The 18,953-nt window shown below is 38.7% G+C and carries 24 protein-coding genes and 1 riboswitch; of the genes, 2 read left to right on the top strand and 22 right to left on the bottom strand.

What is annotated here, in order from left to right; translation table 11 throughout:
• Positions 1 to 3: 3 nt before the first annotated feature.
• The 18 genes from J7I93_RS08695 to J7I93_RS08780 form a co-directional block, all read right to left on the bottom strand.
• Positions 4 to 1,479, bottom strand: a complete 1,476-nt coding sequence (locus J7I93_RS08695; RefSeq protein ID WP_214725289.1) for a distal tail protein Dit — start codon at positions 1,477 to 1,479, stop codon at positions 4 to 6.
• A complete protein-coding gene (locus J7I93_RS08700) occupies positions 1,476 to 3,674 on the bottom strand; it encodes a phage tail tape measure protein (RefSeq protein WP_214725291.1) in 2,199 nt (732 codons plus the stop codon). Before J7I93_RS08700 ends, J7I93_RS08695 begins: the two co-directional genes overlap by 4 nt.
• 6 nt (positions 3,675 to 3,680) lie before the next feature.
• Positions 3,681 to 4,280 (bottom strand): Gp15 family bacteriophage protein, encoded by a 600-nt coding sequence (locus tag J7I93_RS08705; protein WP_214725293.1) that lies wholly within the window; start codon positions 4,278 to 4,280, stop codon positions 3,681 to 3,683.
• A gap of 6 nt (positions 4,281 to 4,286) precedes the next feature.
• On the bottom strand, positions 4,287 to 4,670 hold the full coding sequence (locus J7I93_RS08710) for a hypothetical protein (protein ID WP_214725295.1): 384 nt from the start codon (positions 4,668 to 4,670) through the stop codon (positions 4,287 to 4,289).
• A 34-nt stretch (positions 4,671 to 4,704) separates the two neighbouring features.
• Entirely contained in the window at positions 4,705 to 5,151 is a 447-nt protein-coding gene (locus tag J7I93_RS08715) for a phage tail tube protein (protein ID WP_214725297.1), read from the bottom strand.
• Positions 5,152 to 5,165: 14 nt separating this feature from the next.
• On the bottom strand, positions 5,166 to 5,564 hold the full coding sequence (locus J7I93_RS08720; RefSeq protein ID WP_214725299.1) for a phage tail terminator protein: 399 nt from the start codon (positions 5,562 to 5,564) through the stop codon (positions 5,166 to 5,168).
• Positions 5,565 to 5,584: 20 nt separating this feature from the next.
• Complete coding sequence (locus J7I93_RS08725) at positions 5,585 to 5,935, bottom strand: minor capsid protein (protein WP_214725301.1); 351 nt, start codon at positions 5,933 to 5,935, stop codon at positions 5,585 to 5,587.
• Positions 5,932 to 6,270 carry a putative minor capsid protein gene (locus tag J7I93_RS08730; RefSeq protein WP_214725303.1) on the bottom strand — a complete coding sequence of 113 codons (339 nt, stop codon included), beginning with the start codon at positions 6,268 to 6,270 and terminating at the stop codon, positions 5,932 to 5,934. Before J7I93_RS08730 ends, J7I93_RS08725 begins: the two co-directional genes overlap by 4 nt.
• Positions 6,264 to 6,638 (bottom strand): head-tail connector protein, encoded by a 375-nt coding sequence (locus J7I93_RS08735; protein ID WP_214725305.1) that lies wholly within the window; start codon positions 6,636 to 6,638, stop codon positions 6,264 to 6,266. Before J7I93_RS08735 ends, J7I93_RS08730 begins: the two co-directional genes overlap by 7 nt.
• A gap of 2 nt (positions 6,639 to 6,640) precedes the next feature.
• Positions 6,641 to 6,847 (bottom strand): hypothetical protein, encoded by a 207-nt coding sequence (locus J7I93_RS08740; protein WP_214725307.1) that lies wholly within the window; start codon positions 6,845 to 6,847, stop codon positions 6,641 to 6,643.
• 20 nt (positions 6,848 to 6,867) lie between these two features.
• The gene (locus J7I93_RS08745; protein ID WP_214725309.1) at positions 6,868 to 7,848 is read right to left on the bottom strand and encodes a major capsid protein; all 981 of its coding nucleotides are present in this window, start codon (positions 7,846 to 7,848) and stop codon (positions 6,868 to 6,870) included.
• A gap of 19 nt (positions 7,849 to 7,867) precedes the next feature.
• Entirely contained in the window at positions 7,868 to 8,446 is a 579-nt protein-coding gene (locus tag J7I93_RS08750) for a phage scaffolding protein (RefSeq protein ID WP_214725311.1), read from the bottom strand.
• Between the two features lie 98 nt (positions 8,447 to 8,544).
• Positions 8,545 to 9,645, bottom strand: a complete 1,101-nt coding sequence (locus J7I93_RS08755) for a phage minor capsid protein (RefSeq protein WP_214725313.1) — start codon at positions 9,643 to 9,645, stop codon at positions 8,545 to 8,547.
• The gene (locus J7I93_RS08760; RefSeq protein ID WP_214725315.1) at positions 9,645 to 11,147 is read right to left on the bottom strand and encodes a phage portal protein; all 1,503 of its coding nucleotides are present in this window, start codon (positions 11,145 to 11,147) and stop codon (positions 9,645 to 9,647) included. Before J7I93_RS08760 ends, J7I93_RS08755 begins: the two co-directional genes overlap by 1 nt.
• A 14-nt stretch (positions 11,148 to 11,161) precedes the next feature.
• Positions 11,162 to 12,463: a PBSX family phage terminase large subunit gene (locus J7I93_RS08765; RefSeq protein ID WP_214725317.1), complete on the bottom strand. Its 1,302-nt coding sequence runs from the start codon at positions 12,461 to 12,463 to the stop codon at positions 11,162 to 11,164.
• The gene (gene terS, locus J7I93_RS08770) at positions 12,444 to 13,178 is read right to left on the bottom strand and encodes a phage terminase small subunit (RefSeq protein WP_214725319.1); all 735 of its coding nucleotides are present in this window, start codon (positions 13,176 to 13,178) and stop codon (positions 12,444 to 12,446) included. The genes J7I93_RS08765 and terS overlap by 20 nt, the downstream gene beginning before the upstream one ends.
• An 83-nt stretch (positions 13,179 to 13,261) precedes the next feature.
• The gene (locus J7I93_RS08775; protein WP_214725321.1) at positions 13,262 to 13,474 is read right to left on the bottom strand and encodes a hypothetical protein; all 213 of its coding nucleotides are present in this window, start codon (positions 13,472 to 13,474) and stop codon (positions 13,262 to 13,264) included.
• Positions 13,475 to 13,606: 132 nt separating this feature from the next.
• Complete coding sequence (locus J7I93_RS08780; RefSeq protein WP_214725323.1) at positions 13,607 to 14,074, bottom strand: helix-turn-helix transcriptional regulator; 468 nt, start codon at positions 14,072 to 14,074, stop codon at positions 13,607 to 13,609.
• A gap of 645 nt (positions 14,075 to 14,719) precedes the next feature.
• Here J7I93_RS08780 and J7I93_RS08785 point away from each other — a divergent pair.
• Entirely contained in the window at positions 14,720 to 14,878 is a 159-nt protein-coding gene (locus tag J7I93_RS08785; RefSeq protein ID WP_214725325.1) for an aspartyl-phosphate phosphatase Spo0E family protein, read from the top strand.
• A 124-nt stretch (positions 14,879 to 15,002) separates the two neighbouring features.
• On the opposite strand, the gene J7I93_RS08790 is transcribed toward J7I93_RS08785, so the two are convergent.
• The 3 genes from J7I93_RS08790 to J7I93_RS08800 form a co-directional block, all read right to left on the bottom strand.
• Positions 15,003 to 15,686, bottom strand: a complete 684-nt coding sequence (locus J7I93_RS08790; RefSeq protein WP_214725327.1) for a DUF421 domain-containing protein — start codon at positions 15,684 to 15,686, stop codon at positions 15,003 to 15,005.
• 121 nt (positions 15,687 to 15,807) lie between these two features.
• Entirely contained in the window at positions 15,808 to 17,295 is a 1,488-nt protein-coding gene (locus J7I93_RS08795) for a phospholipase D-like domain-containing protein (protein WP_214725329.1), read from the bottom strand.
• Between the two features lie 103 nt (positions 17,296 to 17,398).
• The gene (locus J7I93_RS08800) at positions 17,399 to 17,635 is read right to left on the bottom strand and encodes a hypothetical protein (protein WP_076256985.1); all 237 of its coding nucleotides are present in this window, start codon (positions 17,633 to 17,635) and stop codon (positions 17,399 to 17,401) included.
• A 96-nt stretch (positions 17,636 to 17,731) separates the two neighbouring features.
• A riboswitch (cyclic di-GMP riboswitch) is annotated at positions 17,732 to 17,814 on the top strand.
• Positions 17,815 to 17,885: 71 nt separating this feature from the next.
• Between J7I93_RS08800 and J7I93_RS08805 the strand changes: the two genes are divergently transcribed.
• The gene (locus tag J7I93_RS08805) at positions 17,886 to 18,245 is read left to right on the top strand and encodes a response regulator (protein WP_163142833.1); all 360 of its coding nucleotides are present in this window, start codon (positions 17,886 to 17,888) and stop codon (positions 18,243 to 18,245) included.
• A 306-nt stretch (positions 18,246 to 18,551) separates the two neighbouring features.
• Here J7I93_RS08805 and J7I93_RS08810 read toward each other — a convergent pair whose 3' ends face one another.
• Positions 18,552 to 18,746 (bottom strand): hypothetical protein, encoded by a 195-nt coding sequence (locus J7I93_RS08810; RefSeq protein WP_214725331.1) that lies wholly within the window; start codon positions 18,744 to 18,746, stop codon positions 18,552 to 18,554.
• Positions 18,747 to 18,953: the final 207 nt, after the last annotated feature.

Raw genomic sequence — 18,953 nt, forward strand, 5'->3', positions numbered from 1 at the left:
GGTTTAAATCCACCTTTCCATAAATTCCGCTTGAATCGTTGTATTGGCTTCATCTGTTGTCCTGCTTGTTACCTGGGTAGTTCCAGGAATAAGCTTGAAAAACTTGCTTGCCGGATCAAGGTGCTGATTAAAAAACCGACCATTCAGAAAACAAGCTCCTTTTTCATGATCAATAATTAATTGATCACCTGCTTCAAATAAAGTAGGCACCTCTTCAATTAGAACTTGATTAATTCTTTGAATGCGAATATCACGAACAGACATATCAGCAGCAGGTGTAGAACCGTATTTTGATATGTGTACTTGAATTGAAGCAATAGGATCATTAAAAAGATTTAAAAAGCCTCGCTTGTAAAGGTGTGTCCCATATTTGTACCGCCCCGAATAATCAGTTTGTACAATTGAAGCTTCCCATTGATTTCCTTCCCGTCTTATGTTCAATTTGCCAAAGAATTGGTTCCAATCATATTTTTTTGGCCCCATTGAAGCGATTAAGGTGTGTTGGTCCTGAATGTTTCCTGCATATATATGCCCTGTGTTTAGTTCGCTTTTTGGGTAACGATCCCAAAGAACCATTTTGCCAAGGGCAACGTTAGAAGCATTAAAGAATACAAATTCAATCCGGCCTGTTTCTAAATCACTTGATCTTAATTCAATGGAAAGTTCAATCCTGAAATCTTGAATTTGTGAAGGTAAGGATCTTCTTATTGCTGGACCATGCCATTTACCTGCGTTTGCAGCATCATCACCATAATCCGAAGGCTTAAACTTAAGCCCACCGCCCAAAGTATCTGATACAACAGCCATTGTTCCTGAATTTACGGCATATTCATAATCTAATTGCGCCCCTGCCGAACTCCATGGTGTTAGATCTTCAGCTTTATCATTTAGAACCATTTCCAAAGGCTTTTTAGTAATTTCAGTAACCCCAGCAGGATTACCAATAAGCACAAAACCATCTGGACTGATCATTGAAAAAAATTGCGCGTCAGCATTGAAATCAACTTTGAAGATAGGAAAGGCTGGGCTATTTGCGTTATTCACAATAGAATGAACCTGCCCCGATGCTCCAAGGTTGCTACTAACCGTTGCCCCTTTTCCAACAGAATCAGGAATTAAAAAGGTAATAGAACCTTTTGCAAGAACTTCTTTTTCATCAAGTTCAGTATTTTCAACAGCAATTGCCATATAGGTTTTGTAGGATTCATCAGCAAAGACTAATGAAGCAAGGCCATCAGTATTCAAGATTTCTGCAAGATCACGAACCTTGAAACGTATATCTTCAAGGCTTATGCCTGTAATGGAAATAGTTGCAGTATAAGTTCTTACCCCATTCTTCACGTTCAAAAAATAAGCCCCCATACGGGCAGGAACATCAATCATGTTCACTACCCTTGGGGGAAGAATATCGCGTCTGATAGTCCCTATCCGCAAACCAGGAACAGCACTATTTAAATTAACCCCATTGAATGTGATCAAGTTAAAATCACCCCTTTTGCCCTGGCGTTAATCCTCTTTCTTCGCTCTAGCTCTCTGTCAATCATATCAACCATTTCAAGTAGCTCCTGCCTTGTTCTTCCTGTACCTCCTTTATATTCAAGGATTACATTGTATTTGCTGTTATCTGTGTAATAGGAATTTGAACCTGAAACAGATCTTCCTGAAAGTGTGGACTCTTTTACTCCGTCAATAGCAACGTTTCCGATCTTTTCAGCAGCTTTTTCAAGATTTCTTGACCTTGCAAGCATACCTTCTTCAAGGCCTTCTGTTGTAAAACCACCAAGTTCCATCATCACCCTTGAAGGGGAATGAATATCTAAAGCACCTTTTATCTTTTTGGTAATGCTGTTTGCAATTTCACTTGTTGTACTCATTAAGCTGCTGAATTTTCCCCAAAGCCCATCAATAAGCCCTTGAATTATGTTTGATCCAATGCTGTATAAGTCGATTCCTTCAAAGAAACCATGCACTTCTCCCCAAATTCCAATGACTTTTTCTTTTGCAGATTTGAGTTTTTCACTTACTGCATCCCGCAAAGCCTGGAATTTGCTTGAAACAGTTGAACGGATTCTTTCAGTTGTATCAGAAATCTTGGTTTTTATACTCTCAAAGGTATTTGATATAAATGTTTTTACAGAAGTAAAAATTTCTACTGATTTCACTTTCACGTATTGGATACCATTGGTGTAGGTAGTTTTTATAAACTCAACAGCAATCTTAAAAAGCCTTTCTGTTAAATCAAAGAAATTCGAAAGGAAATTCTTTACTTCAGTAAACTTTTCAATTGTCCATACCCTTATCTGATCCCAATTTTGATAGATTACAATAGCCAAAGTTGTTACAACAGCAATAATAATCCCAACCGGGCCGGTAAGGGCAAGCATGGCTGTTCTGATCACGGTGAACATTGGCCTTAATTTCATAAGGGCATTAATCACATTGGTAATAGGGCCAATCATCATGCCCAAAATCGTCAAGAAAGGGCCGATTGCAGCAACAATAAGACCTATCCCCACTGTAACGGCCTGCATAACAGGATCCATGCCAACAAAGGCATCAGAAACGAATTTAGTCGCTTGTGATACATAAGGAAGAACAATCATAGCAAAGTCCAACAGTACCTTGCCTAATGGTTCCAGGGCAAGCAAGGCTTCCCTTGTGAACTGTTTCCATTTGGTTCCAAAGGATTCTTCTGTAACCCGGTTCATTTCATCCATAGAACCTTTGACACCTTTAACCCCACCATCAATATTGCCAAGGGCATACATAGCATCAGCTTCAAGGTCTTCCCATTTCGTGCCGTATAGACCAACCCCTATTTCGTTGGCCTTTACCTGGTCATCCATCCCCTTCAATTCAGCAATGACTGCGTTATGAACATCTTTTACTGTTCCCTTCCCAGCCAAAAAGTCTTTCCATACCTTTTGAGTGCTTTCGGACATTTGCCCCATTGCATCACTTGTGGATTTTGAACCATCTTTAACCCTAATTTGAAATTCCTTCATTGCATCATTAATATAATCAAGGTTATAAACTCCGGCTTCGCTACCTTGTTCTAAGAGTTGGAAGTATTCAGAAGCCGAAAAGCCCATTTCCCCAAAGAGTGGCGCATATTCGCTTAGATTATCAAACATTTCATTAGAGAAGTTCAGGCCATTCTGTGCGCCATGTGCCATGAGATCGAAAGCTTCTTCTGAATCAATCCCAAAACCTTTCATCAAGTTGGAACCGGCCCTTGTAACCTCATTTACATCAGCATCAAAAGTCTGGGCTAGGTTCATTGCTGATTTCGTAACATTTGCAAGATCTTCTTCATCTAACCCCTTAATATTTTGTTTGGTCTGAATTAATGCGTTTGAAACATCATCCAGACTTTCACCAAATCCATCTGAATAGATCCCTTTGGCTGTTTGGGTTAGTGCTTCAGCTTCATCTTTAGTTAGACCTAAACTGTTCCTAATCTTTGTTTGGGCATCACTGACAGAAGATGCAGCAGCAATCCCGGCAGCTCCCATTGCAGTAAGGGGAACTGTTATCGCTTTTGTCATAGAGTCCCCGGCAGATTGTATTGATTCACCAAGCTTTTGGACCCTGTTTTCTATCTGCCGTAACCCTGAATCAACATTACTGCTATCTAAAGCAGTTTCTATAACTATGCGCCCATCAGCAGCCATTTACCTTCACCTACCCTTTTTGTAGGACTTCTTTAAAGCCTTAGAAATGGACATTAAAGCTGCATCAGCTTCTTCAAGTGAGGGTTTTTTGTTTTTAAGCCTATAAATCCGCTTTAGTTCAATTAGTCGCTTTCGTTCTTCTTGGTTGTATTTAGTCGGTGCTGGGATCTTTTGTGCCCTGATTGATACAACCTCTTTAAACTTGGTATCATCAGACAAGCATTCTAATAGGGCTAAAAACTTTTCCCAATGAAGTTTGCCTTGCATTTCAAAGAGATCCATCTTGTAATCTTGCAGGAATGAAGCATAAATAAAGGCAGCGTCTTGATCAAAGTCAAAGTGACTTCTCCCATCGCTGCCCTTTTTAGGGAACAAGATTTCGTCAAAAATAAAGCCAATGAGTTGATTAATTTCATTGAATGAGAAGTTCAACCCATTGGCATTTTTAACAAGCATTTCAAACAATATCAGCAGTTTTTCAGCACCTGAAAAAACATCATCTTGGAGTAATTCCCTTACTCTTAGGACATTATCAAATGCTAAATTCAGCTTTATTGTTTGGCCCTTGTATTCTATTTCATCAGTAAACCGTTCAGTAAGCTTCATAGGCTTTTATTTTCCTGTGTAATAGGCTTTTTCTCTTTTCTTGAAGGTTTCTAGTCTACCGTTCACAACATCCATCAGTTGAAGCAAAATATCAGCCATAATCATCAATGATTTCCCGGTATCTCTATAAACCTTTTGAAAAGAACCTTTACCCAGAAGTAGATCAGCAACCTTTTCCATTAATTCAAGGTTCTTTCTTTCTGCTGACGTCTGTTCATCTTCAGTCATATCCGCAAAATCTTTTTCGGAAAGATTTAGGGATTCTTTCCTGAACTGTTTGAAAGCTTTGGTATATTCCTGAAGCTTATGATCGTTCAGATCCATAACATAAACCTTTCCCGCAATATCTACTTCTTCATAAGCCTTTTGAACATTAATTTTAATTGCCATTTTAGATCCCTTTCTTTCATTATTTTTTTATTAATTATGGTGTAGCTGGGGTATAAGTCGGCTTTCCATTGAAATGGATTTCAAAACTAAACGTGCTTTTCTCATTGGCAGCCCCTGAAGCACCGACAATATTAGCAACAGTGCATGGTCCTTCATAAGAATCACCTTCTGGATCTGTCCAACGGAATAGGGTTTTACGCCCTTCTCCAAGTTCTGTTTGAAGTCCGGCAATGAAATCTTGTGCTTCATCCCCATATTTCCTATGGCCCTCAAATACAATAACAAGCTGTGCTGCAGTAACATCAGATGAGCCGAATCCATCACCATCTAAATAAGGCGTTTGGTCAATTTCTTCATTCCATTGTGGATCAAAGGTATTGATTCCTGCTGCCACACGCGCCCAAACTTGTGACATTTCGTCACTTGTCTGGGTTGTTTCAATTTCAAAAGTATGAGCTGAATTTAAAGTGAATCCTGCCATCAAAATGCCCTCCTTTAATTCTTGGTTATAGTTGCGTTAAATAGCGCTGAATAGATATAGCTGCCCCGGCTGTCCTTCTCCACTAAAATAGGCATGGTATAGATTTCTGATTTAATAAATTGATAGGAATCATCTGCAGACAACACATCTCCAGGGCCTAACTGATCTAAATGAATGGTTATATTATTCATGGTTTGAATCGCCTTCCATTGTTCCTGATGTTTCACAAGAACCTGAAAGGCGATACTCCAATCTTTAGTTGAATCCATATACCTGCCTAAAGGCGCGGAAGGTATTCTTCTTATAGTGATTGCATTTAAATCTTCAGGAAGAACATCAACAGATATTGAAGTGAATAAAGTAAAGGCTGATTCAAGGTGTGTCGCCATATCATCAATAAAATCCGAAGCCATAGGGGAAATTCACCCCTTTCTTACAAGTGCCGATCAATTGCCTGCTGTGTCATTCGAATCCAATCACTTAGGAATCTGGCCTTTGCAGCTTCAAACCAAAGACCCTGTGCATTGGGATTTACATCCTTAGAAAAGTTGTACTGTGGGTTATAGTACAGCTTTCTTGCATACGGAGTGTCCCAAATCAACTTTCCCTTACCGATTTGTGAAGCCCTTAATGAAGATCTTTCAAGTTCCCCTGTGTCTTTAGGGATGAAATAGTTTGAACCCTTTAATACCTCCTGATCAAGCTGCCTTTGTCCGGCATCCGCCGCTGCTTCCACTTGCTGCCGAATATTACCCAATTCAACCCTGACATTGAACCGAATCATATCAATTCGACCTCGTAATGGTGGAAAGTATCGGAATAAACTGGATTGATTTTTCGGACTTGCATTTCAAAACCATCAAACGTAAGCTTTGACTTTTCTTTAAACACAAAAGCACCTGTTGCGCTGGAATTCCTAACGTCATAGAACATTGTAGCTTTAATGTTTTTGGCTTCTGTATCGCTCGAACGGTTTAAGCTTCTTTCAAAATTAATCCTGATATTTTTCAGAGTTACGGCAGGAAGATAAGTTTCACCATATCTGCTATTCGTATCGAATTCTTCATAAGTTGCTTCATGAATTAAAAGCTTCCTGGGAATAGGCTTAATATTTAACATCTAACCCCAACCCCCATATACAGCAATCCCGTTGGCGTTAAATAGTTGCGGGCCATTTCAGAAACTATTTTCACACCGGAACCTTCTGTATAACTAAAGCCGCCTATACTAACTGAAGAAGGGGAACCGCCATGAACTGACAATTCCCCACCTTCCAAATACATATATTCAATTTGTGCCGCTACAGCTTTTTTTACGTTTGTTTGAATTAATGAAGGTTGCTGTGAAAGATCAACTCCCATTAATTGATAATTCGTCACCCTATCTATCAAATCTGAAGCCCTTATCTCCAATTTGGTGAAAGTTTCAGCATCCATTGGAGTACCTTTGTATACATCATTATAAAAAGCCTGATCAATATAAGGCATGACTACTCATCCTTCTTACCTTCAGGCTTTTTAGCTTTCGTTTGCCCTGAGTTCTTCTTTTTAGGCTCTTTAGATTCCTCCACCGTATAACCTTTATTCTTAAACCACTCGATCAGCCATTTATTTTCGGTTTCAGCTTCTCCATTAATAAATTGAAGGGAAGCGCTATTCCCGTTGTAATGAGGATTGGGACTTTTAATTTTAGCCATAAAAAAAGCTCCCTTCTTTATTATTGCACTTTAATATTACGAAGAACACCGGCTTTTCGGGTAGCTTTAAGGGCAACAGCAGCCACCATTTCAACCTCACCTGTTTTAACCGCTCCTGGAGAGTTGAAATCAGGCAAGAAAGTACGAATCACTTTATTACCGGTAGGCGAAACACCGTGGAATCCATCCATTCCAAGAGAAACAGCATAAAGATCAGTTAAGCCCGTTTGCTCAGTACCAACCGTACGGTTTACGATTGGAACAACCGGTACCGTTGAAGTACCGTTATAGAAATATTCAAGATCCACCAATGGGATTCCATCATACCCTGTTACGGTGCGTCCAAATCCATCCTCTGTTTTAGTGGCGTAACCAGCCCGGCGGGCAACTGATTTGATTTTAGTGATTAACTTGCTGTTCCCCATCAGCATGGTTGGCCGGCCATCGAGTTCAGCTAAGAAATTATCAATCTCATCCAATAAAGCAAACTTTTTGCTGTCTAAGCCTGCTTCATCTGAAAGATCAATAACAGAATCAGTGTTTAATTCTGTATTAGAACCAGTAAGCGCCTTATCTAATCCATCAAATGCTTTGGAATCGACAGCTGAATCACCATTGATTACTGTGTAATGAAACAGGTTTGCTGCCCCTTTAATTTTTTGCTGCATTTGAAAATTCATTTCGTTGATTTGACCGCTAGTATCCTGAATAACACGGTCAATCTTAAACGCTCCACCAAAGATTTTAAGATTCACATATTGGTTCTCGCGGTCTGCTTCATTTGCTGTGTATTCGCTGTTAATTTCACGGAACCCAGCAGTTGAAGGAGTTTTTAAACGAGTGTATCCATAGGTTAATGTTGAACCACCTGTACCTGGAGAAACAGCATTATCAAATGTTAACTGATCTAAAAGGAAGGAAGCTCGACGAAATTCATCGATAACCTGCTGGTCAATATGGTCTGCCATTCCAACCTTTGCTTGTGCTAATGTAATCGGCATGTTAAATCATCTCCTAATTTTAATTATTGGTTGTTGAAAACCTTTGATTTAATGCATCTAAAAGTGTGCTAGGCTCACCAGCTGGAGTCGTCTGGTGTTGACCCTGTGAAAATGTGGGTTTACTAGGCTGCTGCTCTGTTTCAAATAAATAAGCATCGCTTTTCTGCAATGCTTTCAACTGGTCCTCCAAGCCCAAGAGCTTATCTCCATCCAACTTGATAGATTCCTTATTTAATAGAGCCTCAACCGCCTTAGGGTTTTTAGCCTTGGCATTTGTTAAAGCAGATTTTAAAGCAAAATCAAAAGCCTGCTGATCAAGCTTCTGCTGATATTCAGCTGCAGTTTTCTTATTTTCTTCTGTTAATTCATTAATCTTGGCTGTTAATTCCTCATGTCCTTTGGCCTTTTCACCAAGTTCAGCTAATTGAATATCACGATCTTTCAACTGCTTTTTTAATTCCTTGGTGTTTTCGTTCAATTCATTAAACTTTTCTTTTGGGATCCAATTGCCATCAGAAACAATAGCAACCTTTTTATCTCCCACTTTTTTCATAACCTGACCGTACAATTCTTCACCAAGTAATTCTTTTAAATCCATCTATTCCGATCCCCTTTTTAATGTTTTTTAGCGTGTCACACCTCACGCAAAAGGTTCCGTTTCTTTATGGCGTCTAACCTTTAAAAAGACGCACCTTATTAATAAGCTTTTTCACGTTCGTATCGCCTAGTGCGGCCTGTATCGTTGATAAAGGCTCTCATGTTAGCTTGTCGTTGCCGCACTTTCTTTTTGGCAGCATCTATTGCATCAGATTCACCCAGGGCTTCAGCTACAGCTAATTGTCTTTTAGCTTTCCTGATCTCCCTTTCTAAGTGCCTCTGCCTCTGGCTTTCTTCGTAGACCTTCCTATTCTCTACAGCTGAATAAGGCTTATAGACACGCTTTGAAAAACCTTCAATAAAGGGATAAAAAACATGCCGGCAATTAATCCCCCTAAGTCCATCGGGTTCACCATAGCTAGTAGATGAAAGCGGAGGGTATTTATGACTGTTGCCTGACCTTGAAAAAATCTTCCCCTGATACTTTGCACATTTTGGCCTTGCTCCCATATGGGAACTGACTTCAACTAAATCTGCGCCATATTCATCCATTCGAGCAAATTGCATTTCATTGGCAACACTGTTTGACATTGACCTTGTAACCATTGATACATAGGCTTCCGTTGACATCTTGGCCCCGTCTTTTCGAATAAGAGCAGGAACCCCGTGTTCTGCCCACCTTGCAGCTGTCTCTGCCAGCGCTAGTCTTGGCGTTTTTGTACCTGCCAAGATCTTTCCTGTTGTTTCATTCAAGATATTTAAATATATTTGCTGAGACTGATCTAACATAGTTGTATTGATCAGGTTGAAAGTTTCCCTTGCTTGCCTTTGAAAAGACACTAATACCGCTTCAAGAACAGGGCTTTCTTTAGGTAAAGGAGGTTGCAGCAAGATTCCTTGAGCAACAGCTTCGATCAATTCCATTTCTGAATCTGTGACAGCTTCATAGCCAGCTTCTTCAAGCATAGCTGTTACTGTTTCTATCGAAAGTTCTGCGTATTTTGCTATGGTTATAATATTTTGCTGTGTTAATTTTCCTAATTGTCCAAGCTTTTCGGTTTGCCACCTTTCTACATCTTCTTCCAGCAGGCTTTTTCCTTGTTTCAGGATCTTGGCAATGTTTAAAAGGATTTCTTCCTCAATGGATAGAAAGACTTCGATAACAGGCATTGTTAATTGCTGCTGCCTTAGTGGTTCCATTAAGTCTCACCCTGGTCTTGTCTATTTTTGTTAAGACCAAAGAAATCAATTGCTTCAGCCGTTGCTGTTGCATTTTCTTCAGCAATTTCCTTTAGTAACTGCTCGGCTTCTTCTTCTGAAAAGCCGTGGATTTTCATAATCGCCTTTTTCTTAGAAGTCAGCTGATTGGTAACCAACTGAACCTGCTTTGCAATCTCTGCGTTCTGGTCTTCTGCTATAGAGTCATCAAAAGCAACTGTAACTTCATATTCGCCTTCTGGCCGGGAAAATAACTGATATAGCTCAGCGACCTGAATAATACATTCCACTAGTTCCTGAATTCCCGCTTCAATGAGGTTTTCATGGCTTTGCTTGGTCCGGAATGTCTTAGAGTTTTCCGAAACAACCTCTGTTGCTGTCTTGACTCCCTGGCCATCAAAAGTGAATGCACCTGAAGAAAAGCCTATTTGCATTGCCAGGACATTGAGCAAAGAATTGATCGCTGATATATGTTCCTCTACCCTAAGTGTTGCTGAAATGTCTGCTATTTTATTGGCATCCATGTCACCTAACGCCAAAGCCTGGTAAACTTCATCATCGGCATCGAAATAACGGTGCATCTGTCCAGTTAGTGGGTCAATAACGGTTTGAATAGCTGTATCCGGTACTAAAATCCGCTTTTTCCCAAGCTTGAATTCCCGCTGATAGGAGTCAAAAGCGATATCCAAGGAATGCAGCGTATCAAGCGCATTGGCGAAAATGGAAATTCCTAATGGACTAGTTGTATCTAAGTTATTGGCTATGTTTGGCTTAAAGTAGACAAAACCCGGTCGCTTGTAATTGGATATTCTAATCTCCTCTTCAAGATTCGGGAAAAACTGCTTCAGTGGAACCTTAACTCCTAATTCCTCACCTGTATTATTTTCATAGACTTCATTCCGGATTAAATAGGTCTCCCCCTCCCACAAATGCCATTCCAGGTGAGTGTATTTCTTTCCTTTCTTGGAGAATTCATTTAGGAAAACAGCCTCTCTAATGGTATTATGGTCCCAGCTAATCGGAATAAAACAATCGGCTGTCACATAAGAGAGCTTTAATTTTCCATCCTCTACATAAGGCTTGATCACCATGCCACCCATAGCAAACTGGTATTCTAAGTAATCCTGGAACTTCTTAACGAAATTATTATTCTTAAAGACATCATGAATGTTCTCAGACAATGTCTTGTCAGAAAGATTTATCTCGCAGCGTTCGTTAAAGATTAATGTGGCAAGCTCCTGAGAAACCACCTTTGGCATGTTCAAGGAAGCCATTCGACGTTTTTTCGGTCCCGCAATCGTTGTATAGCTGATATCATGCCATTCACTAAAATACCCTTTATAGAGAGCTTTCCAATTCCCAATATCTTTGTAGAAATCCTCATTAATCTGGATGTCCTTGTGGTCAGCCAGCTTCTTAATGCCTTTAATCAATCCCATTCTGTACATCACCTGCCTTATGCGGGCCAGCATGTTTTTAAACATCAGTTGTCACCGCCTTAATATTTCAATCCAAGCTTCCTTAAATTATCCTGAACATAATACTGAAACGCGTCGACAGTGTGATCATCTTGCTTTATAACCTTCGGATCATCACTTTGCAAGGTGTCAGCATCCCATTGATATTTTTTATGCTCAGTAAGGAAAATCTCATTGGCTGCTTTTTTAAGCACAAAAAAACGCCCCTGAGCCAATAAGTCCTGGACGTTATCAATCATGTCTATTTTCTTTTTCTTCGCTACCGGATGAAGGCGGATTCCATAATCTTTAAAGAACTGGTTCCGCAAGGCTCCCTCTGCAGAATCGATGGTTTGCTGATCAAAGTGTCTATTATAGATTTGTTGAATCTTATCCATCCATTCTTTTAAATCCTTTGACAGCTCGCTAGGAGCCTTTTTTACCACTTTGTTTTCTGGGCTATAGTAAAAGGTATCAAGTAGAATTACATTCCGCTTTTTCGTAAATCCGAAGGCCAAGAAAGTGGTCGCAGACACCTGATGCCCGGTATCAATGGCAATATCGATAAGAATCAAATCGTCATCTTTCTGCAGCTCATCGATTTCTTTAAAATGTGCCATGTTATAAACCATGTCACCAAGACCGATAACCTCACCAGCATACATCCAGCGCCAGTAATCCTCATCGTTTTCTTTGTACTTCTCAATTTTCCGGATCATTTGCTCGGATAAGAAACCTTTTTCATCATCAAGATAAGTTGAATGGTGAATAAAGTAATCATTATCCCCAACCTTGGTTTCTAACCATTCATTTATCCAGCTATATGGATTCCTGGGAGGGTTGTAAGAAAAATATACCTTAACCTCTTTTCCTTCAATCTCTTGCCGGATAAATGTATCCTCAACGATATCGATATCCTCAACACCAGCGAATTCAGCCGCTTCTTCGAACCAGAGGGCCATGACATAGCCTTTTGCTATTTTGGCTGACTTAATCTTCATTGGATCGTCTACACCATAAAAATAAAAAGCCGTGTTTGTAGCTTTATGCCGAATCAACAATGGAGATTTCCCAAAATAAAATTCATCCTCAACACCCAACATGTATATGGCCCATTTAATTTGCTCGTAGATGGAAGTGGAAAGGTATTTACCTACTTTCCTAAGGCAAACCACATTGCCCAAGTCATCTTCCAAAAAATCGACTACAAGCTTTAGACTTATCACGGAGGATTTCATAGAGGATCGGCCGCCTTTAGCGACTATATGGGACTGTTCAGCAAGCCAGAGGGAATAGAAATTGACGTTCATTAAATCCATGACATTAATCGTTTTGACTGTCATTCTCTAACGCCTTCCTCATTGCTTCTTTATCATTAACAATAACGACCTTGCTGCCATCACTACCTTCATTTTTGATTTCAGCTTTTGTCTTCTCGATATTAGCCCGCATAAGCTCAAGCTTAAGCCTGCGCTCATCGTTAATGTGAGCCATTTCATCGAATTGCTTAATAAGGGAACGCAGCTCACCCATTGCCCTGGACTGAGCATTCAGGAAGTTAGCATGCTTTTCCCATGCGAATTGGTATTCCCATTCTCTTTCTTCAGCAAAATCTGAGTTTTTTTTCTTTTTTAATACCTTTGTGATATCATCTTTATTTTCAACAAACATGATTCTCTGCGCTCGAATAATGGCAGCGTATTGAATTTGTATTTGATCCCAGATTAAATCAGCTGGGGAATGCTCCTGCATCTGCTCCATTATCTCTATTGTTTCATCTGGGAGGAACTTCGAGAAAAAACCATGGGTTACTGCATTGGAGTTCCCTTTTGGAGCAGCTCCTCCTCTATTACCTTTTGCATTAATATTGCCTTTAGGAGCACCCCGCTTTTTTGTGTGCACACCTTTTTCTTTGGGTGCACCCCTATCACGATTCCAGCCATATCGCTTTTTCCAGGACTTGACGGTATTAAGTGACACCTGATATTTCTCAGCAATGTCCTTGTATTTCATGCCTTTGACGTAATCCTTCTCAGCTTGAACATATTTCTCAGTCATCTACATCACCTGCCACCTCCAGGTATTTGAGTTTGTTTTGAATAAAGAAAAAAGCACCCCGAAGGATGCTATATTTACCACGATTACAAGCCACTAACTGCAGAGGCTCTTGCAGGTTTTGCAAAGCTTATTCTTGTCACAAGGTTCATGTTGATTGCAGTCTCTGCTTTACTATCAATGTACCAACCAGAATGACTGGTTAACTTGTTAAGCAATTGTTCTGAAGATTCCCCTTCTATTTCTAAAGTTTTAGAATTCTCATGATCGAAGCTAAATCTTACTTTGAATTTTTTCATCTATTACACCCCCCCTTTACACCATATTCGACAAAAGGAGATATTTTCCTGTAAATAATTCACTTGAATATGTATCATCGAACAAATATAGAGGAAGCAGCTTATTACCGCCTCCCCGTCCTGCCTTCAAGTTTAGCAAGCAGATTTATGTTTTAGCAATTTCGTATCATTTGTCCCGATTGTCCCATTTGGAACATATTCACTCATTTTCTTAACAATTGAATCTTTAATACGTCCAATGTGGGTATGAGACAAACCCATATGCATAGCAATCCATCGATAACTTTTCCCTTCAAGCAGCCAATAGAGAACCTCCACTTCTCTATCATCTGTAATAAGATGCATCCGATCCTGAATAACAGAAATCTTTGCCTCGTACTTATGAATAACTGAATGTCTTCTCTCTCTGCGTACACACTCTCTATAAACAGGATCACTTGTGGAGCCTTTAGCTTTCGGCATCCCAGCCTCATCTCCATATTGAGCTGTGAGCTCTTCCCCTGCATCTTTCATTGAGTCCCTGAGTATCTTTATAGAGTTCATCATCCAATGGTAATCCTTAAGAATGGATTCAATTTGTTTGCTGGCAGCTTCTTTCATTAAAAACACTCCTTTGGATATAATAAAAATGGACACCAAACAACGCTTAATTCGCCATTCAGTGCCCCTGGTTGTTCCAGTAGACTTATTTTGTTTTTTTATGAATTTTTTATTGAGCAATTAAAAATAATAAATCTAATAAATACAAAGGAGATGAACAGCTATGACATACCACAAAATGATTCGAAGTGTCCTCGGTGTTGATGTCCGTGCTCGCAATTCAAAATATGGTAGTGAAAATTATGCTTACAACCCTTTTCAAAATCCAATAATACATAAACAAATTAATGGGGAAGAAATAGTCCCCATCAATCTATCCAAGTTATGGAATAAATGATCATATCTTATTTGAGTAGTTTAATTCATAATGAGAAGGCTTCCCTGATTACCAGGATATAACTTGCTTACCGAACTCTCTCGGCGGGGTATCGACTATCGATTTCAGTTGTCATTTTTTCTATATTGGTTTTCACCAGGAATCCCTCCCAAGTGCTAAAATTATATTAGGTCGGCCGGGAGAAATCCTGGCTTTTTCTTATTACTAATTTTTGTCTTTTATAGACAAGTTTTGTCGAAATCATTCAATATTTTCCCTTTATCTGAAATAATAGTTCCTGTAATTTTATCATTTAAAGGAGCAAATTAATGTGTAATTTCTGCCGAGAGCTTAGAAAAAAGATTAAATTGTATAGAAAAGTGCTTATTGAAACCGGATTAAGGAAAGGGTTAGATGACCCTGAAACTATAAGAAACAGTCAATCTCTTGATAAATTAATTTTCAAGTATCAATCAAAATGCAGATAACATTTTAAATTTCAAATAAGAGTCGAGATACATATTCTCTGTTTCAATTTTTATAAAAACACTGAATTAATATTTAAAATCCAAATGGCCATTCACAAACATATGCTAATATCCTAATAAAATTTTAAAATGGACTAATATGAATTCCTTCATTTTCTCGCCAATCTGCGTAGAGTATACGTTTAACATTATCATAGCCATTGGTAGTTAATTGATTATCTAACCACTGTTGATCAAATCCGAGTTCATGTAAATTATCCCTTAATACTTCCCCATCTATAATTAACGCTGTTGGGAGGTATACTGGACTTTCTAGAAGACTGAGGTCTTGCTTGTCTGGTTTTTGATACTTCGATTGTAATAATATACTTATTTGCCCATTAGCTTCCAATATACCGTATTTGACTTCGCGAACAGAAAAAACCTGATTTTGTCGAAGTATACTTAATACTTGATTTACATCCAATTTGTTCTTTTTAAGTAACTTTCTATCCATTACACCATCCCGAATAATGATGTTAGGATCCCCCAATAAGAGAGAACGTGTCGATTTATTTTTTAGAGTCAAGAACTCTATCCCCAACATGAGAAGCGTCCACAATCCGATGGCATATAAAAAGTGAAAAATCCCTACCTTATTTTCATAAATGGTATTTCCTAAAAAATCTCCAAGCACTAATACAAAAACTAAGTGAAACGGGGTTAACTGAGAGATTGATGTTCTACCGGTTATGATAATGATAAAAAATAAGGTGACAAAACCTACTATGACTTTGATTGTCAGTAAACCAAAAAAAACTTCACCCAAAGTTTATTCCTCCATTTTATATTTCACTCGATTTCAAAAATCCTCATGTTTTAAAATATTTATATTACAACATGTAAGCTAAATTAAAATCAGAAAGATAAAAAATACCGGTTTTATCAACTTATAATAATGGAGAAAACAGGCGGGCACTCTGTTCAACAATCCGCTCGGTCAGGGGTCGTTCCAGCAAGTCTTCAATATTTAATGGAATAGAGTCAATTAGATCACGTTCGAACTGATCTGTGAGTTCCCTCGCCACATCTGCACTGTACAAGACTTGACATACCTCATAATTCAGTCGAAAACTTCTCATATCATAGTTTGCTGAGCCTACGGCAGCAATCTCCTCATCTATAGTCAACACCTTGGTATGAATCATTCCTTTGTCGTACTGGTAGATTTGTAAACCAGCTTCTAAAAGTTCCCCATAATAAGTACGACTTGCAAAACCCACGATTTTTTGATTATTGTGGCGAGGAACCAGCAATCTTACGCTCACACCTCGAGCTATTGCTGTCTTTAATGCCATAATAATATCTGTTTCCGGTACAAAATAGGGTGTTGTTATATCAATAGTCTTAGTCGCTTGTGTTATACATATAAAGTAAGTTTGACGAATAAATGGGGTAGGAATTCCAGGGTTTCCTTCCAACGTATGGATATACGCTTTTTGCAATGTCCTTGTTTTTGGCGATATGTCTATCTCATTATAATCTAGGGTGCTCAACTCTGATCCCAATTCGGCTAACCATCTGACATGATCTTCTCTGCCGATTGGATTGATTACATCAGACTTTGTTTTCGGGTTAGTATTTGATTTTATTTTTTCCGGCACTGCCATATTCCAATGAACATCAAAGACAGTCTGTAAATCGACCAATGCATCTCCTATGATTTGCAAGTGGGTATCCCGCCAGTAGCCAACGTCAGGCTTCAATCCTGTATATTCATATCCTACGTTCATGCATCCAGTAAAAGCTACTTTTTCGTCAATTGTGACAATTCTACAATGATCCCGATAATTCCAATAAGAAAAGATCCAAGGAAATCGTAAAGGAAATATTGTACGGCATTCTATCCCTGCTTTGACCATCTGTCGGATTTTTTCACGCGGAAATTTATAACTCCCCAAGCCATCTCTCATAAAACGAACCCGCACTCCATTTACTGCTTTTTCGATTAGCAGTTCTGTGATGCGATTACCAATTTGGTCATTCCTAAATATGAAATATTCCAGATCAATCGTTTTTTGGGCTTTTTGGAGGGATTCAATGAGTTGTTTATATTTTGCTATTCCATTGTCAAATACTTGGACTTGGCCCGTTCGTAGCCCATTCACAGTGAAGGGCCGTAAAGCATCGGCGATTACCGATGCTGAATCACCAAATGTATCAGGTAATTTATTCGATTCACTTTTAGAAGAGGTCAATCTTTTCCGATGAATAAACTTAGGATTTGATATGCTAAGATAAAGCAAGAAACCAATGATAGGAAAAAGAAGGACGATTATTATCCAATTCAAAGCCTTGGCAGGCCTACGTACATCCCGAATTGCTATGATTAAGATAAAAAACGTATTTATCAGGTATAGATAAAAAATCCATTCCAACTAAAAATCCTCCCTTGTTTTTCTCTTAACATTTACAAAAAATGCAGGGAGTATACTTTTAGAATTCGAAAGAATACCTAGTTTACTCTTTTGCTTCCTTGTCTTACTCTTCCAGCCACCTATTTATCTTGGCAACAAACAAATCTAATCCTTCCCTTTCATCAAGATGAAATGCTACACCAGAGAAATCAGGTCCCTGATAATGACAAACGCCCTTGTATTTTTCATGATGACGGATCAGCAGCCGTTCCATCCCTCTGTAAAACTCCAACTCTTCGCCTTGTTTTAGTTCAGCTATCTGATCTTCAAGGGCAAAGGAGAATAAGTCTAATTGCTTCATTCCCTCACCACCAACGAAATTTATAATCCATAAGTCACGAAATTATCAATTTTTTGTCACATTTTGTCGTTTTCCACTATATTCACTGTGTTAATATACCTATAATGGCAAATTTTATGAAAGTAAAAGACGCAAAGCCACGGGTGTAAGGTAAAAGCTAAGGCAGCCGGGTTACCGAGATTTATCAATCTCGTAAATCTCTTATAACTCCTTTCTTAAATTTGCCTAATTTTCAAAAAGGGAGTTTGATATGATTAATAAAGTACTAATTGCTGATGATTCTATGTTTATGAGACAAATACTTAAAAGAACCTTGTCTGAAGGCAACTATCAAGTAATTGCTGAAGCCTCTGATGGTTGCGAAGCTATATCACTTTTCAAGAAGTCTTCCCCAGATATCGTATTACTAGACTTAACAATGTCATGTAAAGATGGAATGGCTGTTTTAAAAGAGATCAAGAATCTTGATCCAAATGCAAAAGTTGTTATATGCTCCGCAATGGGACAATCTAAATTAATCGTGGAAGCTTTAAATTATGGTGCTAAAGATTTTATTGTAAAACCGTACTTTAATGAATTAATCCCCGCATTAAATAAGCTTGTCAGCTAAACAACCTCTTTATAGGGGTCTTTTTTTTGAGGAAACTTAGCAGCAAGCTCAGCTTCGCTGCTTTTAAAATCATATGGCGTTGTGTTTTTCCGAGTAGCATTTCACGCATGGACCCTCAATGTAGAAATAATTTGGCTTTCCACAAATCTTGCAAGTCTTTGAGTAAGTATTCCAGCGTGTATTGCAGTCCCTGCATTCAAGTAATAAGAGGTTTTTTCGATGTCCTATCACTGTCCCCTTGGCCAGACATTTTGGACAGCGAGTAACTAATTTAACATTTGTGATAGTCATTTTTCATATCTCCCTTCAAAACCAGTTATTTTGTGTAGCCTCTGTATTAATCTCCCGAAAAGATGCCAGTACAAGCTCATATTTCAGTTCCTCGTAATCACAATCGTGGATTCTCTTTCCTGACTGAGCCTTATAAATATTAAGTTCTGACAATCTCTTGATGAGGATATTCCTTTTCTGTTGCATAACGGATTCATATAGGATCCCCATGGTTTCAACTCCCTGATCTTAATATTTTTAGCTTTTCATTTAGTTCTGCCTTTTTACGGGCCAGCTCATCTTGATTGCTAGGCACTTCCCGCTCTTGCATTTTCCTCAGCATTTCATCAAGTTCAGCCTTATCGGCAGCAATTTGGTCAGGTGATTTTTCCTTTATCGGTTGTTTTGGTTGCTCATTTTCATAAAACCAATCTGGCA

Origin of the sequence: Bacillus sp. ISL-47, from assembly GCF_018613175.1 — a bacterium.
In the GTDB taxonomy this organism is placed as follows: Bacteria; Bacillota; Bacilli; order Bacillales; family Cytobacillaceae; genus Cytobacillus.

Coding starts and splice junctions, on each gene's coding strand:
- J7I93_RS08700 (WP_214725291.1), bottom strand. CDS start 3,674: ATGGCTGCTGATGGGCGCATAGTTATAGAAACTGCTTTAGATAGCAGT.
- J7I93_RS08705 (WP_214725293.1), bottom strand. CDS start 4,280: ATGAAGCTTACTGAACGGTTTACTGATGAAATAGAATACAAGGGCCAA.
- J7I93_RS08710 (WP_214725295.1), bottom strand. CDS start 4,670: ATGGCAATTAAAATTAATGTTCAAAAGGCTTATGAAGAAGTAGATATT.
- J7I93_RS08715 (WP_214725297.1), bottom strand. CDS start 5,151: ATGGCAGGATTCACTTTAAATTCAGCTCATACTTTTGAAATTGAAACA.
- J7I93_RS08720 (WP_214725299.1), bottom strand. CDS start 5,564: ATGGCTTCGGATTTTATTGATGATATGGCGACACACCTTGAATCAGCC.
- J7I93_RS08725 (WP_214725301.1), bottom strand. CDS start 5,935: ATGATTCGGTTCAATGTCAGGGTTGAATTGGGTAATATTCGGCAGCAA.
- J7I93_RS08730 (WP_214725303.1), bottom strand. CDS start 6,270: ATGTTAAATATTAAGCCTATTCCCAGGAAGCTTTTAATTCATGAAGCA.
- J7I93_RS08735 (WP_214725305.1), bottom strand. CDS start 6,638: ATGCCTTATATTGATCAGGCTTTTTATAATGATGTATACAAAGGTACT.
- J7I93_RS08740 (WP_214725307.1), bottom strand. CDS start 6,847: ATGGCTAAAATTAAAAGTCCCAATCCTCATTACAACGGGAATAGCGCT.
- J7I93_RS08745 (WP_214725309.1), bottom strand. CDS start 7,848: ATGCCGATTACATTAGCACAAGCAAAGGTTGGAATGGCAGACCATATT.
- J7I93_RS08750 (WP_214725311.1), bottom strand. CDS start 8,446: ATGGATTTAAAAGAATTACTTGGTGAAGAATTGTACGGTCAGGTTATG.
- J7I93_RS08755 (WP_214725313.1), bottom strand. CDS start 9,645: ATGGAACCACTAAGGCAGCAGCAATTAACAATGCCTGTTATCGAAGTC.
- J7I93_RS08760 (WP_214725315.1), bottom strand. CDS start 11,147: ATGTTTAAAAACATGCTGGCCCGCATAAGGCAGGTGATGTACAGAATG.
- J7I93_RS08765 (WP_214725317.1), bottom strand. CDS start 12,463: ATGACAGTCAAAACGATTAATGTCATGGATTTAATGAACGTCAATTTC.
- terS (WP_214725319.1), bottom strand. CDS start 13,178: ATGACTGAGAAATATGTTCAAGCTGAGAAGGATTACGTCAAAGGCATG.
- J7I93_RS08775 (WP_214725321.1), bottom strand. CDS start 13,474: ATGAAAAAATTCAAAGTAAGATTTAGCTTCGATCATGAGAATTCTAAA.
- J7I93_RS08780 (WP_214725323.1), bottom strand. CDS start 14,074: ATGAAAGAAGCTGCCAGCAAACAAATTGAATCCATTCTTAAGGATTAC.
- J7I93_RS08785 (WP_214725325.1), top strand. CDS start 14,720: ATGTGTAATTTCTGCCGAGAGCTTAGAAAAAAGATTAAATTGTATAGA.
- J7I93_RS08800 (WP_076256985.1), bottom strand. CDS start 17,635: ATGAAGCAATTAGACTTATTCTCCTTTGCCCTTGAAGATCAGATAGCT.
- J7I93_RS08805 (WP_163142833.1), top strand. CDS start 17,886: ATGATTAATAAAGTACTAATTGCTGATGATTCTATGTTTATGAGACAA.
- J7I93_RS08810 (WP_214725331.1), bottom strand. CDS start 18,746: ATGGGGATCCTATATGAATCCGTTATGCAACAGAAAAGGAATATCCTC.